Here is a 14679-nt window from a genome sequence, read left to right as displayed (position 1 = left end):
ACAAGTTGCTGCGACTGGTCAGGTTTTGGCTCAGCTTTTTGGGGCTAGTAATACTATTACTGCTCTCGATTTTATGACTCTTTCTCCTTAAGACAAGCATCACAAAAAACAGCGTGTAGGGTTCCATTCACACAGCACCTTACCGCTGTTTATTGAAAAATTCTAATCCTAAAAAAATAGCTGCGATGCTTCCTGCTACACAAATTTCTCGATTTTTTATTTTCAACAATACTTCAGCAATAGGGACTAAAACTACTTCAATATCTTCTGTAACATCTAATTGTATTTGGCTGGAAAGCTTGACATTTTTAGCAAAGTATAGGTAGATAGAATTGGTGTCTTTTACGGGGTTATCATATAAGGTTGCTAGTTCCAACAATTCTTCAGCAACATATCCCGTTTCTTCGGCAAGTTCTCTGGCGGCTGCAGATTTCCCGCTCTCTTCAGCAGGGTTGAAAGATCCAGCAGGCAGTTCCAGCAAAATTTCGCCTACTCCGTGCCTGTATTGGCGCACTAATAAAAGTTCCTGCTGCTCGGTTGTGGCAAATACGAGGGCGATATTGGGTCGGACATTAACAAAAAAGTCGTCTATAATTTGTCCGCTTGGCAATTCTATTTCATCTTGTCTAACCTGACACCACTTGTTGTTAAGAACGAAGCGCGATCGCAATATTTTCCATTTAGTTAAATTTTTCATATCGCAATAATGTTAAACTTTCAGCGTCATCAGAAGGCAAAATTTTCCAATCCATAATCTATTTCAGATCGAAAATTTCACCCAGCAGCCATGCCATACAAAAAATTACCACGAAAATTTTGGGCAGACTTACAAAAATTGACTGTTAATTCTCTATTACCCGGATTGTTTGCGATCGAGTCACTGAGTCTGAGTCTAGCAGTCGTCGCCGCAGTTGCAGCAGTGCCGGCAACACTGGAACCAGCAAATGCTTCTACTGTCACAAGTTGGAAATTCGATCCGGCGACAAATCAGCTAGAAATTACTCTCCCAGAGGGCACAACCCCCAGATATTCTCTACTCAATCCGTCTCAGATTGCTGTGGATTTGCCCAATACTGAGATCGGAGTAGATGCAACTCAGCTATACCCACAAGGTAGAGTGCGTTCTGTGGGGGTGAGTCAACTTCAACCGGGAACGGCGAGAATTCTGGTCAATTTGGCTCCTGGAGTAGGTTTCAGCGCAGGGCAAGTTCAATTCCAAAGAAGCGGGGTAGAAAATCGCTGGGTGTTGCGTCCTTCGCTGGAACCGACTCGAATTGTGGAAACTCCCGAAACTCAACCCCAGCCTGCCATACAAGTACCGCAAAACCAGCGGCGGACTGATTCCAACTCAAATGCTGTCCCAGAGGTCGATCGACCTGAGCCTCCTACTTCCCTGAATCCCGCTACAAATTCTTCGCAGCCGCCAACTCCAAATGACCAAATCCGACCGCTAAGAGTGCCTTTAGTCAATGTTCGCCTTGACGAACGCCGTGGGGTACAAGCTGCCGATCTACGCCGCCTAGAGCCTCAAATAACGGCTGCTGCTGCACCCCAACAGCGGACGCTTACTTTTGGTGAACCGCTTCCTGGGGGACGATCGAATGCTCCTTTGCAGGCTGCGGCTGGGGCGAATGTCTTGTTGCCGGCGGGCACGGAGCTGAGTTTGCTATACCCGGGTACTCAAGCTTTGCGGCTTGCCCGTGCGAAGCCCAGCCGAGAGGAAGTGCTGCTGCTGCAAGGGGGAATTTTCGACAGTCGCGGCAATACGATCGTACCTGCTAATACGCCGGTCATCGGTCGGTTTGAAACAACGAACCTCGGTAGTCGATTTGTGGTCGAAGCTATTAGTCTCAACGGTCGCAATATCCCTCTCTTGGCTCGCTCCGAACCCGTGGGAGGCCGACGCGCTCAGCCTTCCGATCGCAGTTTGTTGCGAAATACTGGTATTGGTGGCTTAGCTTTGTTCTTGCTGAGCGGCTTTTCTGGTATCGGTTTGTTGGCGGGAGCAGCCGGTGGTGTTGCTACAACTTACGTCGCTGCTCCTCAACCTGCTACGATTCAACCCGGCCAAATTTTGCAAGTTCAGTTAACGGAAGATTTCCCCCAATTTGGTTTTTGAAGGCAGAAGGAGGAGGGAATAAGGAAGAAGGAAGTCTTCTCTCGAACCTCTTCGTTCAATATTTTCTTAGGGATGAGAATTAAATAAAATCCACTTTTCATGACTGTTGTGGGATGGGCGTCCCGCCCGCCCAGAAAGGACGGGCGGGACGCCCATCCCACAAGAAAAAAGGAAAATTATTTAATTGACGCTCTTAGAGCAGTTTTCCATTCTCTGAAATAAAGTAGGGACTTAGGCTTTGCCTAAATCCCTACCCCATATCTGTAAATTGACTCAACTAAAAACCGCTATATCAGCGATTTAGAAATTTTGACCTTCCGTGGTTGGAGCTATCGAACCCGGTTGGTTGAGGAACAGGTTTTTAGCGCCGTCGTTTTGGTAGATACAGTTAATTTCGGGTTGAGCTTCCAGGGGGCCGGTGAAGCCAAAGGTGTTCATGCGATTTTTGCAATCGCGCACTTGGTCTTGGCTGATGAGTTTTCTTTGTTCGAGAATTGCCCAGTTATTGGTTCGCAAAACGCATCCGGGGCGCATACTCGGCTGCGAGATGTAGACGTTGAAGGGGTTGAGGGTGACGTAGAGGCGCATATCTGTCACCATCGCGCTGGCTCCAAACTGCACGCAAAGTTCTGGGTTCGGGGCGCTGCGATCGATAAATTCGCGGGAGGCTACGTTCTCTGGGCTAATTGTAGCTGTGGAGCTAAAGGCAATGCCAATGCCAATTCCCAGAATAAAGACGGCTGTTAAAATCCCTAGGGTGGCGGAATTGAGGAAAGAGGGTTTGCCGGACTGAGGTTGACGCCGCGACTGTCCGCCAAAGGAGCCGGAGTAATCGGAGTCTTCATCTGCTCGGGATGCGTCGCCGCTGAATCTGTCGTTGTAGGATTTAGGTTTGCGTTTCATATAATGTTCGTTCCCTCAGTTCTGGAGACTCAACAGGTAGTAGTTTGTTATTTTTAACCGATCGCGCCTTTCTCATATTATGGCTCTAGCAAGGTGGTTGCCCAGGGCCCAGGACACTCCCTGTGGGTTTGGTGTTGAGTTCACAGCTCGCGATCGACCAGGGGGCTGCCTTGTCTGAATTTTCAGATTTCAATAAAATAGCTGAAAGTGAGATAGTCTTGCACAGCGGAGGAATCCGGCTCAAGATTGTTGAGAAATTTTAACATTTTACAAGTCAGGAGGTATAGATTAGTGTCTGTCGAAATTATTCAAAAGCCTTCCACAGTCCGCAAGCTTGCACCGCGCTACCGCGTTCTGCTGCACAATGATGATTTCAATCCTATGGAGTACGTGGTGCAGACTTTGATGGCGACGGTACCGAGTCTGACTCAGCCACAGGCGGTAAATGTGATGATGGAAGCCCATACTAACGGGATGGGATTGGTGATTGTTTGCGCTCTCGAACACGCTGAGTTTTACGCTGAAACCCTCAACAATCACGGATTGAGCAGCAGCATCGAACCTGACGATTAGAACCTGACGGTACTGCAACGGATTCGCGTAGTCGGTTGCCGGCTCATACTGTCAAATTTCATACTGTCAAATTTCATACCAAAAAGCCAAGGGTTAGGCCCTTGGCTTTTTGGTATATTTAATCGGGTAGATATGGAAATTTGAAGAGCATAGATTTTTCGGAACGACCGGAAGTGGTTCGGAGCTAGGTGAGCTCTCGCGCCAATTTCAACTCTCCAATCTCAAATCTTTATCAGAGGAAATTAATAACGTCCTCCGCCGCCGCCCCCTCCGCGAGCAAATTTTCCAGGGCCGCCGCCGCCCCGGTTGCCGCCACCCCGGCCTTCATCTTCGCGGGGTTTAGCTTTGTTAACTTTGAGGTCGCGACCCATCCACTCTGCTCCGTCGAGAGCGCTAATGGCTGCATCTTCTTCTGCATCTGTGGACATTTCTACAAAACCGAAGCCGCGGGGGCGACTGGTTTCTCTGTCGGTAGGTAGATGTACTCGCTTAACGGTTCCGTATTCGGCGAAGACGGTGGTGATGTCTTCTTGGGTAACTTGGTAGGATAAGTTACCGACGTATATCGACATGAGGAATAACTCCAAAATTTAGACAGTGCGAAGATTTCAGTTTCGGAGAGTCCCCTGCCGATACAGAAGGGCAAGTTTTTAGACAATTCTGTAGCAATGAACAAAGCCTGCAACTGAATCTGATTCACACTTGGTACTTTAACATAGAATAGAGTCTTTTGAGTAGGTTTCAGGAGTCAATTAAGTCGTTCTAATTAAAGGTAAAACTTTTAGGGTATTGAGAAACCCGATCGATCGGTGTAATGTTTTGCCTGTTGTGGAAGCAGAGAAAGTTATGTCGCGCCCTCTCACCGCAGGAAAGATACATCCACCTTGCCAAAGTTGGTACTCAAAGCTAGGTTTACGTTTTCCAGCGCTTTGACTAACCAGACTACGCCTTCTCGGGTACTGCATTCGTAGTGACCGAACAAAATTGCCAGCCTCTTTTCTAGGTAGGGCTTGACTTTGCCGCAAATTAGTACGATTTTCAGCAGCAAACCTGTGGTTTGGGTCGGCCCGAGGTTTGAGATCAGGTCAATGAAGACAAAGTGGTTGGGCCGCACAGGACTCTCTACTACTAAAAAGTTCAATAACTGGCTGCAAGTTCTGATCATTAAAAATTCATTAAACTTCTGATCGTCGCTGTGGGGCAGGGTATTTTGTAGTTGCTTATACAATTTTTCGTTAAAGAGACGTTTGCCGTAGCGATCGTCGGTGACAGAAGAAATCAGGTATTCGTACAAGTCGTCTTTAAAGGAGCGGTAGGACTGATTTGTGCTGGCGTTCGCCGTGAAACGACCCGCTAGCTGTCTGTATGTATCTGCTCCTTCTACTTTTCCGACAAATTGCTTGAGGGCAAAGAATAGTTCCGGGTCGGTCAACAGGGTCGGATTTTTTATAGGCTGTATACTTCTTGTGAATGAAATTGAGGTTTCCCGACGAGCTGTTTGGGCTTTTCTCACTTGGTGAGCAACATACTGCGAGAGGTTGAGTTCAAATTGCTGCTGCTTTTGAGCTTGGATTTTTTTAATGATTTTTTGTTGTTCGTAGCTGCTGTCGTCGCTGAGAAGGCAGTGTTTGTAGAGGTAAGGGTAGCGGGGAATTAAGGTTCCGAGGGCGAGGGTAGCAGGGGTTTTGCTGTTGCTGCTATCTTCATTGCTGTGAGTTATGACTTTGGCTAAACGTTGGAGGGTGAGGTACTGTTCGCTTTCGGTAAATTGATTTACTAATTGGGGGATGGAGCCTCGCCCCCGCGATCGATGGTATCCAAATAAGATTTTGGGTGCTTCTTCAAACATAGCGATCAATTCAGGGATGGCTGCTTGCTTGCTGGGGTAGGTTTGCCAGCGGTTGATCAGGATGTGGCAGCAGCGGTTGAGGATGTACTTGAATTCTTGTTCGGCGTTGTCTGAGGCTGCTATTTTTTCGAGTGCTTCGGCGATCGAGCGATCGGGATATCCGGTACCCTGGATAAACAAAGTGCGAAAGCGGCTGATGAGTTCGGCAGGCTGCTCTCGTTGTACCAACTCCAGCCAGTGCTTGTAAAGTAGCTGTTCTTCTTCGTGGCTTTGTCTGTTGTAGTCGTTCACTGTGGATTAACCCTCCGAGGCTGGGGCAGGAGCTTTCAGCGCTATTATTTTGATGAATTGGCAAATGAATCGCAATAATTGAGTCAACCGAGCTTCTCGCCGGCGGAGACTTATGGGTAGAAGCGGTCAGCAGCTTATGCCGATCGATATTTTTTGCTTAGTTAAACTATTTATCAACACCAGCATGACATGAATTGTTGGTAATTAGCAAGGCCTTAAATACCATCGACTGTGTAAAGTATTGGTAAAGATCGTGGGTGGGTACGGGATAATTTTTTGGTGAACCGACGATTTAGTATTAGGATGATCGAGGTCAATCCCGATCCGCCGCCCGCTGTTAGTTAAATTTGAGGTTGGGCGAGGTAGAATTAGCTGTGAAAATAATTATTTTAAATGTGAGTGCTGGTTATGGTTTGTCGCGTAAGTATCGCCCAACTTGCTGAAATTTTAACTGTACCTTTGCCTGCTGTGTCTGAAGGCGTTTTGACAGTTGTAGGGACAGGTATTGCCACCGATACGCGCACTCTTGAGGGGGGTGAAGTATTTTTGGCGCTGCGGGGAGACAATTTTGACGGCCATCAATTTGTGGCAAAAGCCCGCGATTTGGGGGCGATTGCGGCGATTGTCGATCGAGATTGGCAAGAAGAATTGCCGAATTTTCCGCTGTTGCGCGTTGACGATACTTTAAAAGCTTATCATTCGATCGCCCGTTGGTGGCGCGACCAATTCAGTATACCTATAGTTGCTGTTACTGGCTCTGTCGGTAAAACTACTGTTAAAGAGTTAATTGCAGCGGTTTTATCAACGAGTGGAAATGTTCTTAAAACTCAATATAACTACAATAATGAAATTGGCGTACCAAAAACTCTGTTGGAGCTTTCACCCTTACACAATTATGCTGTAATCGAAATGGGAATGCGCGCCCGTGGCGAAATTGCGCTGCTGTCGCAAATTGCACGCCCTACTGTTGCGGTAATTACTAATGTAGGAACGGCGCATATTGGGCGATTGGGTTCGGAAGAGGCGATCGCCCAAGCTAAGTGCGAACTTTTAGCCGAAATGCCCGCAGATAGCATTGCTATTCTCAATCACGATTGTGACAGATTAATCGCAACAGCAGCCAAAGTTTGGCAGGGAAAAACTTTAACTTACGGTTTAGAAGGCGGGGATTTGTGCGGAGGCTCGCTCACGAATGATACACTAATTATAGATAGTATAGAACGACCGTTGCCGCTGCCGGGACGACACAATGCTCTAAATTATTTGGCGGCTTTGGCGGTAGGAAAAGTGTTAGGTATTGATTTGGAAGTTTTAAAGCAAGGTTTGTCTGTGCAGTTACCGGATGGACGGGCGCGCCGCTACGATTTGCCAGATGATATTGTGATTCTGGATGAGACTTACAATGCTGGTTTGGAGTCGATGTTGGCTGCCCTGAGACTGTTAGCAGATACTCCAGGAAAGCGCCGGATTGCGGTGTTGGGAACGATGAAGGAATTGGGCGACAGGGCGATCGAATTTCACCGACAAGTGGGAAGGGCGGCGCGAGAGTTGCATCTGGATGCTTTGTTTGTTTTTGCTGATTTTGAGGAAGCAGCGGCGATGGCTGCGGGTGCGGCGGGTTTGCCTTTTGTAGAGGTAGAAGATATTGCGAGGGAGAATTCCCGTGAAGATTTAGCAAGGCATTTAATGGAGTTTGTCACACCGGGCGATCGTATTTTATTTAAGGCCTCTCATTCGGTGGAGTTAAATCGAGTTGTGGAGAAGTTTCGCGCTGATTGGGCGGGCGAATAATATCCTGTCCGCGTCAAGAATTATAATTAAGTTCGTAGTGAGGAATTAAGCCCTCCATAAACTCGCTCGGAGTGAAGTCCTCGCTACAAACCTATGTTTTACACGACGATATGATATCATTTCCAAAGTACGCGCGTGCGGAGCTATCCCGAAGGGAATCGCCCTCATTCACTCTCCTGACTGAATTTGGCTCCTCACCCACTCCCGGAATAAGCGAATTAAAGCATTTTCTTTTGTAGTCCTTCTCAATTCCAAAAAGCGCAGCATCTCAACTTGCGACAAAAAAGGAAAAGTCGGAGACACATCTCTTTCTGCATATTCCTGTGCTTCCAACTGATAAATTATTAAACGATTTCCGTCGTAGCGCCAAACTTCCGGCACGCCTAAACTTGCATATAAAGAAAGTCGATCGATCGAACTGCTAGTCACGTCAATTTCCACAACTAAATCTGGCGGCGGATCTTGATTGAGATCGATTTGTTCTTTGTCCCAAACTACATTCTCATTTTGGATATAGTAGCACTGATCCGGTTCCAAACCGCGAGCCAAATCCTCCCGCCTGCAAGTTAGAGAACCCAAACTGCAAATTTCAACATTCAATTCATCACTCACACTTTCTACAAAACGTCCCAAGATTTTTTTGTACTTTTCATGGGGTGCTGATGGAGTCATAATTTCTAAATTTCCGCGATCGTAAGTCAAACGAATTCCCGGCTGTTCGGCGAGTTCGTTTACCAGAGATTCATAAGTCTGCCAACTAATGTTTTTCAGCAGAAATCCGGCTTTTGGGGTTTGAATCAGGGTGGCTGTCATGGCTACCTGCCTGGGTTTTAAATTATTTATTGTAGATTAGCAAACATTATCTTGATTGATGCGCGATCGCCCTTTTAGAGCAATTTTTGAAGCGAGCATCTCTTTCGGAGAGTAAAAAGCATATTTTAAGAGTGTGAAAATAAAATTGGGATCGGCTCCAGCGCATCTAAGTTTTATTATCAAGTGCGATCGCACTCTTCTGAGGCGTCTCGCCCGCCCGAAAAATACTATTTAGATGCACCGGTGCTTACTCCCCTTGACCGATGTTAAAAACTAGAAAAATCTAGTTTTTAACATCGGTGATTGAGTGCGACGAATCGATTCGTCGCACTCAATACATTACTTCGCTGCTTGACGCTCTTTTGCCGCCTTAATCACTTCTTCAGCGATGTTATTCGGACAAGGAGCATAGTGCGAGAAGGACATTGAGAACTGGCCGCGCCCAGATGTCATAGTACGCAAATCGCTAATGTAACCAAACATTTCGCTCAACGGCACATCTGCCTTGATCCGCGCTCCTGTTTGTCCTGTCTCCTGAGATTTCATCATCCCCCGGCGGCGGTTGAGGTCGCCGATCACGTCGCCCATGTAATCATCTGGAGTGAATACATCGACATTCATAATCGGTTCGAGCAACTGAGGCGCCGCTTTCGGCAGAGACTGCCGGTAGGCTGCTTTGGCAGCAATTTCAAAGGCCATTGCTGACGAGTCAACGGGGTGGAAACCGCCGTCTAGTAGGGTGAATTTCAAGTCCAAGCAAGGGAATCCGGCCAAGACGCCTTTGTCGATGCAGCTTTCAAAGCCTTTTTCGACGGCCGGCCAATATTCTCTCGGTACGCTACCACCGGTCACTTTTGACTCAAACTGGAAGCCGCTTCCCACCTCACCAGGCTCGATGACATAGCCGATTTTGGCAAATTGACCGGAACCGCCTGATTGCTTTTTGTGGGTGTATTCGTCTTCGAGGCGCTTGGTAATCGACTCGCGATAGGCTACCTGCGGTTCGCCGACTTCTACTTCGATGCCGTGGGTGCGCTTGAGAATGTCTACTTTGATGTCGAGGTGTAACTCGCCCATCCCCTTGAGAATCGTTTCGCCGCTTTCTTGATCCGTCACCATGTGGAACGATGGGTCTTCTTGCACCATCTTGGTGAGGGCTGCTCCCATTTTTTCTTCGCCGCCTTTTTGTTTCGGTTTGACCGAAATCGAAATAACGGGATCGGGGAATACCATCGGCTCTAGGGTTGCGGGATTTTTGGGGTCGCAGATGGTGTGTCCGGTGCGGACGTTTTTCATACCGACGATCGCCACAATGTCCCCTGCTTGCGCGGAGTCAATTTCTTCGCGAGAGTTGGCGTGCATTTCCACCAAACGGCTGATGCGCTCGGTTTTGCCTGTGGCGGTGTTGAGTACGGTGTCGCCCTTGGACAACTTACCGGAGTACAGGCGCGTGAAGGTTAAAGCACCGTAGCGATCGTCCATGATCTTAAACGCGAGTGCCCGCAATGGCCTGTTGGGATCGACGATCGCAAACTCGCCGGTTTCCTCGCCCTCAAGATCGACTTCTGGCTGCGGTGTGACTTCCATCGGGTTTGGCAGGTAGTCAACTACGGCATCGAGAACCAACTGCACGCCTTTGTTTTTAAACGATGAGCCGCAGTAGGTGGGGAAAAATGCCCGATCGCGAGTACCTTTGCGAATGCAGCGCTTGAGGTCTTCGAGGCTCGGCTCGTTGCCTTCGAGATACTGTTCCATCACAGTGTCGTCTTGCTCGACGGCCAGTTCGATCAACTTTTCGCGCCAAGTTTCGACATCATCGACCATATCGGCGGGGACATCTTTAATTTGATAGTTCATCGGATCGCCGGAGTCATCCCAGATCCAGGCTTTGCGGGTCAGCAAATCGACTACGCCGCAAAACTTTTCTTCTATGCCGATCGGCAATACCATCACCAGCGGTTTAGCTCCGAGGATTTGATCGACTTGCTTGACAACGCGGTAAAAATCTGCACCGGTGCGATCGAGCTTGTTGATGTAGATAACGCGAGCCACTTTGGAATCGTTAGCGTAGCGCCAGTTGGTTTCCGATTGCGGTTCAACTCCACCCGAACCGCAGAACACGCCGATTCCGCCATCGAGAACCTTCAATGAACGGTAAACTTCGATCGTAAAATCGACGTGTCCGGGAGTATCGATGATGTTGAGCTGATGCTCGTTCCAGAAGCAGGTGGTAGCAGCAGATTGAATCGTAATACCGCGCTCTTGCTCCTGTTCCATGAAGTCAGTCGTCGCCGCGCCTTCGTGTACTTCACCGATTTTGTGGATTTTACCCGTCAGTTTCAGGATTCTTTCAGTTGTGGTGGTCTTGCCAGCATCTACGTGGGCGAAAATGCCGATATTTCGATAACGAGTGAGATCTTTCATAAAAAAATTCGGGAAGTGGGAAACGAGCGTGTCTTTAGACCGCTCGTGGAAAACGGCCGGGCGGTTTCAACCGCCGTGAATCTTTCCATTACGCGGAGATTGCTAAATTCAGTGTACTTCTGTGATGTACTTTCGATGGGACAATTACCATCTCGAAGGTCGCAACCCGCTCACGCATAATGTTTGCTCTTTTATGAGCCTCCCTTGCGGGGTAATGTTAGCTTCGACCTGGTTATCTGGGCTTGTTAGGCTTACAACACTGTTCCAGTGACTCTAGAACTGTTTAATTGAAAGCGACAGAGCGGAAAACTAGCTTCGCATTTTCCGGTGTCGTGACCCAAATAACGGCTGCTCTTTCGAGCGGTCTGGTCAGTACAGCTTGCAAAAGATTTTTCTTACAAGCTCAACGGCTTTAGCCGTGAGTTACTGACAATTACTGTTGAGATAAAATGCGACGAACCGTCCGCCACCACCTGCAAGCACGACAAGCGAGGAATCAATGTTGCCAGCGTGCGGCCAGTACAGGCTAGATTTCCTTTTCCCTGTTTCTGGCAGCACTACCTTAATTTTGACACTTCCTCGTCATTCCTGCGAAGGATTCTTGGTTCGATCGGTACGGGAATCCTTACAATTCATAAAAATACCCTAGACCGAGGGAAAAATCCTCTGTGAAAGTTAAGTTGGGTTCAGAAAGTAGGTTGGGTTGAGGCACTCGTACCCAACAAATTCTGGTTTTTGACGCTTCGCTCAACTTGATATTTTGCACCATTCTCAGCAAAACGGTATAAAGCGGGTTTTCCTGACAAAAAACCTGAGATTTTACGTGACTTTGTGGCAAGAAACCCGGTTTCTGACATTAAGGAATGAGAATTAAATAACTTACAATGCGTGATGGTTCTTGTGGGATGGGCTCTTATAGCCCGTCCAAAAAGGGCGGGCGGGACGCTAGGGCCCCCTACTCCCCACAAACTTGTGTAAATTATTTAATTCGCGATCCTAAATAGGTAGGTACAAATAAATCAGCCTACGGGGAGAGGGCGCGCGAGTGCAGCAAGAAACTGCCGGCTGTGATAGATATTCGCTTAACCCGACCCTACAAAATATTATTAAAAACACCGTTGCTGCGTCCAAAACTATCTAAGGAGCGCGAATTAAATAACTTACAATTTTAATTGTTATTGTGGGATGGGCTCTTATAGCCCGTCATGAGTGGACGGGCTATAAGAGCCCATCCCACAATCTTGTGGAAGTTATTTAATTCTCATTCCTAAGTCAAAATCGACCCGCTCATCATCCGCTGATATCTCCGCTCCAATTCATCCCGCACCACCGGCCACTGATTCAAACTTTCATCATTTTCAATTACCATTTGAGCCGCCGCCCTCGCCAACTCCAAAACCTCCTGATCCTCCACCAAACTCGCCAACGCAAAATCCGGCAAGCCCGACTGCCGAGTTCCCAAAACCTGACCCGGCCCGCGCAATCTCATGTCCATTTCCGCAATAAAAAAACCATCTTGAGATTGTTCTAAAACCTTCATTCTCTGCATGGCTTCCCCAGTTTTGGAACCGGGCATTAACAAACAATAAGAACGGTTGCTGCCCCGACCGACTCGACCCCGCAACTGGTGCAGTTGCGACAGTCCAAAACGCTCGGAATTTTCAATCAGCATTACCGTTGCATTCGGCACGTCTACTCCCACTTCTACGACAGTAGTAGATACTAAAATATCAGTTTCTTTGTCCCTAAACTTAGAAATTGCTTCATCTTTGTCGGCACTGCTCATTCTACCGTGCAGCAAACCCACCTTAAACTCAGGAAATACACTTTTTTGCAGTTTATCTTGTTCCTCAATTGCCGATCGCACGTCCAGCTTTTCCGACTCCTCCACCAGCGGTAGCACCACATAAACTTGACGCCCGCTCGCCACTTCCCGCCGAATCAAATCGTAAGCTTGAATGCGTTCTTTGGCAGACAGTACAGTTGTTTGAATCGCCTGCCTGCCGGGGGGCAGTTCATCAATTTGACTCACATCTAAATCCCCGTGCAGCGTCAGCGCCAGCGTCCGGGGAATGGGAGTTGCCGTCATCGTCAAAACGTGGGGAGCTTCACCTTTTTGCTGCAATTTAGCGCGCTGCTGCACGCCGAATCTGTGCTGTTCGTCAATTACCGCCAAACCCAATTTATGGAAATTCACCGTATCTTGAATCAGCGCGTGAGTTCCCACTAAAACGGGCAATTCTCCGGTTTCTAACTGGTTGTGAATTTCGCGGCGCTTGGCTGCTTTTGTCGAACCAGTTAACAGTTCGACAGACAAGTGCATCAAGTTAAACCAACCTACTAATTTGCGGTAATGCTGTTCTGCTAAAACTTCAGTCGGCGCCATTAAAGCGGCTTGATAGCCGGATTGAATTGCTGCTAGCATTGCCACGACGGCTACTACTGTTTTGCCGGCCCCGACATCGCCTTGCACCAATCTGTTCATCGGTTGCGGCGAAGCTAAATCGTTGAGGATGTCATTGATGACTCTTTCCTGAGCATTAGTCAAGGCAAAAGGCAAGATTTCATAAAAATGTTCGATCAATTTGCCAGTAGGAAGGATGACTGCACTAGCTTGAGCTTTTCTTTGGGTTTGGCGGCGCTTTAAAAGTCCTAATTGCAGGTAGAAAAATTCGTCAAAAACTAAGCGGCGGCGGGCGGCGGCCAAACAATCTCGATCGAGGGGAAAGTGAATATTAGTCACGGCATCGGCTAAACCCATTAAACCGTAACGCTCGCGCAAATCCTCTGGTAGCGATTCTGGCAACATTTTCGCCGCCGGCATTGCAGCCAAAATCGATCGCCTCACCGAACCGGCATCCACCCCCTCCGTCAGCGGATAAACTGGTATCAGGCGGCCGACTTTCATTGATTCGATCGCACCGCCGGAGTCGTCTAATACTTCTAACTCAGGATTTTCTAAAGTAATTCCATATTTACCCTGCTTCACCAACCCGGAAGCTGCCAGCACCGCACCCGTACAATACTCGCGCTTTTTGAATTCTTGCCAGCCGCGATTACTGTAGCGAGGGCCTGCAAAAAAACGACTAATTTTTATCTCTCCGGTGCGGTCTTTTAAAATTACTTCTAATATGGTTAACTTCTTATTCTTCGGGCTAGAAAAGCAATTGCAGCGCTTTACTTCAGCGATTAAAGTGACAGTTTCCCCGGCTACTAGCTCGCGAATTTGCACTTGCTTTGCATAGTCGATGTGGTTGCGGGGATAGTAGTAAAGCAAGTCATATACAGTGTATAAACCCAGTTTTACCAAGCGGTTGCCGTTGGCAGGGCCGATGCCGGTGACGCGGGTTAACTGTTGGTCGAGAGTCAGACTGGGCGGTGGGGGTGCTGAACTCAGGGGTGCAGTTCGGGGAACGGAAACGGCTGGGGCGGTTGCTTCTGGAGGGTTTGCGGGTCTGACTTGTCGTGCAAGTTCAAGCTGGTGGCGAGTTTCTTGTTCCCAAACTTGCTCCATGTGCCTCAGAAAACTGACCGTAATGGCGATCGAATGTTGGCGTCCTTCGATATCTTTCTGAGGGTAGATGTCAAATTCAGCGGCTAGTTGCCTAGCTCGATCGCGCGCCGAAGCCACCACCGAACCTGCCAACTGTCTCAAACTCAAGCCCAGAAACTCGCTGAAGCGGTATTGAGTGCCTTGGATGTCGTTAAATCCGCGATCGGCTTCTACTGAAAGAGCTTTTTGCAATCGCTGCCATTCGGGTTGATTATTAGTCATATCAATTTTAGATTTTAGATTTTAGATTTTAGATTTTAGATTTTAACTTTTTCTTTTAAGGAATGAGAATTAAATAACTTTCACACGGAAAGTGGGATGGGCGTCCCGCCCGTCTTTTAAGGACGGGCGGGACGCCCATCC

The 14679-nt window shown here is 48.0% G+C and carries 10 protein-coding genes; 3 read left to right on the top strand and 7 right to left on the bottom strand.

Annotation, left to right across the window (positions count from 1 at the left end; all coding sequences use genetic code 11):
• Window positions 1-139: 139 nt before the first annotated feature.
• Window positions 140-697, bottom strand: a complete 558-nt coding sequence (locus tag QUA50_RS27635) for an NUDIX hydrolase (protein ID WP_333268426.1) — start codon at window positions 695-697, stop codon at window positions 140-142.
• 90 nt (window positions 698-787) lie between these two features.
• Here QUA50_RS27635 and QUA50_RS27630 point away from each other — a divergent pair, with 90 nt between their 5' ends.
• Entirely contained in the window at window positions 788-2119 is a 1332-nt protein-coding gene (locus tag QUA50_RS27630; protein ID WP_333298954.1) for an AMIN domain-containing protein, read from the top strand.
• Window positions 2120-2419: 300 nt separating this feature from the next.
• Here the strand turns inward: QUA50_RS27630 and QUA50_RS27625 are convergent, their stop codons facing one another.
• Entirely contained in the window at window positions 2420-3022 is a 603-nt protein-coding gene (locus QUA50_RS27625) for a DUF3172 domain-containing protein (protein ID WP_333268423.1), read from the bottom strand.
• A 291-nt stretch (window positions 3023-3313) separates the two neighbouring features.
• On the opposite strand from QUA50_RS27625, the gene clpS reads away from it, so the two are divergent.
• Window positions 3314-3595, top strand: a complete 282-nt coding sequence (gene clpS / locus QUA50_RS27620) for an ATP-dependent Clp protease adapter ClpS (RefSeq protein ID WP_015178019.1) — start codon at window positions 3314-3316, stop codon at window positions 3593-3595.
• Between the two features lie 242 nt (window positions 3596-3837).
• Here clpS and QUA50_RS27615 read toward each other — a convergent pair whose 3' ends face one another.
• Complete coding sequence (locus tag QUA50_RS27615) at window positions 3838-4167, bottom strand: RNA recognition motif domain-containing protein (protein WP_172192890.1); 330 nt, start codon at window positions 4165-4167, stop codon at window positions 3838-3840.
• Window positions 4168-4454: 287 nt separating this feature from the next.
• On the bottom strand, window positions 4455-5735 hold the full coding sequence (locus tag QUA50_RS27610) for a hypothetical protein (protein ID WP_333268421.1): 1281 nt from the start codon (window positions 5733-5735) through the stop codon (window positions 4455-4457).
• Between the two features lie 408 nt (window positions 5736-6143).
• On the opposite strand from QUA50_RS27610, the gene QUA50_RS27605 reads away from it, so the two are divergent.
• On the top strand, window positions 6144-7526 hold the full coding sequence (locus tag QUA50_RS27605) for a UDP-N-acetylmuramoyl-tripeptide--D-alanyl-D-alanine ligase (RefSeq protein WP_333268419.1): 1383 nt from the start codon (window positions 6144-6146) through the stop codon (window positions 7524-7526).
• A 168-nt stretch (window positions 7527-7694) separates the two neighbouring features.
• Here the strand turns inward: QUA50_RS27605 and QUA50_RS27600 are convergent, their stop codons facing one another.
• From QUA50_RS27600 to recG, 3 genes are all read right to left on the bottom strand, one after another.
• Window positions 7695-8339 (bottom strand): Uma2 family endonuclease, encoded by a 645-nt coding sequence (locus tag QUA50_RS27600; RefSeq protein WP_333268417.1) that lies wholly within the window; start codon window positions 8337-8339, stop codon window positions 7695-7697.
• Window positions 8340-8678: 339 nt separating this feature from the next.
• A complete protein-coding gene (gene fusA / locus QUA50_RS27595; protein ID WP_333268415.1) occupies window positions 8679-10763 on the bottom strand; it encodes an elongation factor G in 2085 nt (694 codons plus the stop codon).
• Window positions 10764-12030: 1267 nt separating this feature from the next.
• Window positions 12031-14538, bottom strand: a complete 2508-nt coding sequence (gene recG / locus QUA50_RS27590) for an ATP-dependent DNA helicase RecG (RefSeq protein WP_333268413.1) — start codon at window positions 14536-14538, stop codon at window positions 12031-12033.
• Window positions 14539-14679 lie beyond the last annotated feature (141 nt).

The organism is Microcoleus sp. M2_D5 (genome assembly GCF_036701935.1).
Classification (GTDB): domain Bacteria; phylum Cyanobacteriota; class Cyanobacteriia; order Cyanobacteriales; family Microcoleaceae; genus Microcoleus.
The sequence above is the reverse complement of the archived record's forward strand: the minus strand, read 5'-3'. Positions and strand labels throughout refer to the sequence as shown.

What these genes read in the sequence shown, in the direction of transcription:
- QUA50_RS27635 (WP_333268426.1), bottom strand. Translation starts at nt 697, where the DNA reads ATGAAAAATTTAACTAAATGGAAAATATTGCGATCGCGCTTCGTTCTT.
- QUA50_RS27630 (WP_333298954.1), top strand. Translation starts at nt 788, where the DNA reads ATGCCATACAAAAAATTACCACGAAAATTTTGGGCAGACTTACAAAAA.
- QUA50_RS27625 (WP_333268423.1), bottom strand. Translation starts at nt 3,022, where the DNA reads ATGAAACGCAAACCTAAATCCTACAACGACAGATTCAGCGGCGACGCA.
- QUA50_RS27615 (WP_172192890.1), bottom strand. Translation starts at nt 4,167, where the DNA reads ATGTCGATATACGTCGGTAACTTATCCTACCAAGTTACCCAAGAAGAC.
- QUA50_RS27605 (WP_333268419.1), top strand. Translation starts at nt 6,144, where the DNA reads ATGGTTTGTCGCGTAAGTATCGCCCAACTTGCTGAAATTTTAACTGTA.
- QUA50_RS27600 (WP_333268417.1), bottom strand. Translation starts at nt 8,339, where the DNA reads ATGACAGCCACCCTGATTCAAACCCCAAAAGCCGGATTTCTGCTGAAA.
- fusA (WP_333268415.1), bottom strand. Translation starts at nt 10,763, where the DNA reads ATGAAAGATCTCACTCGTTATCGAAATATCGGCATTTTCGCCCACGTA.
- recG (WP_333268413.1), bottom strand. Translation starts at nt 14,538, where the DNA reads ATGACTAATAATCAACCCGAATGGCAGCGATTGCAAAAAGCTCTTTCA.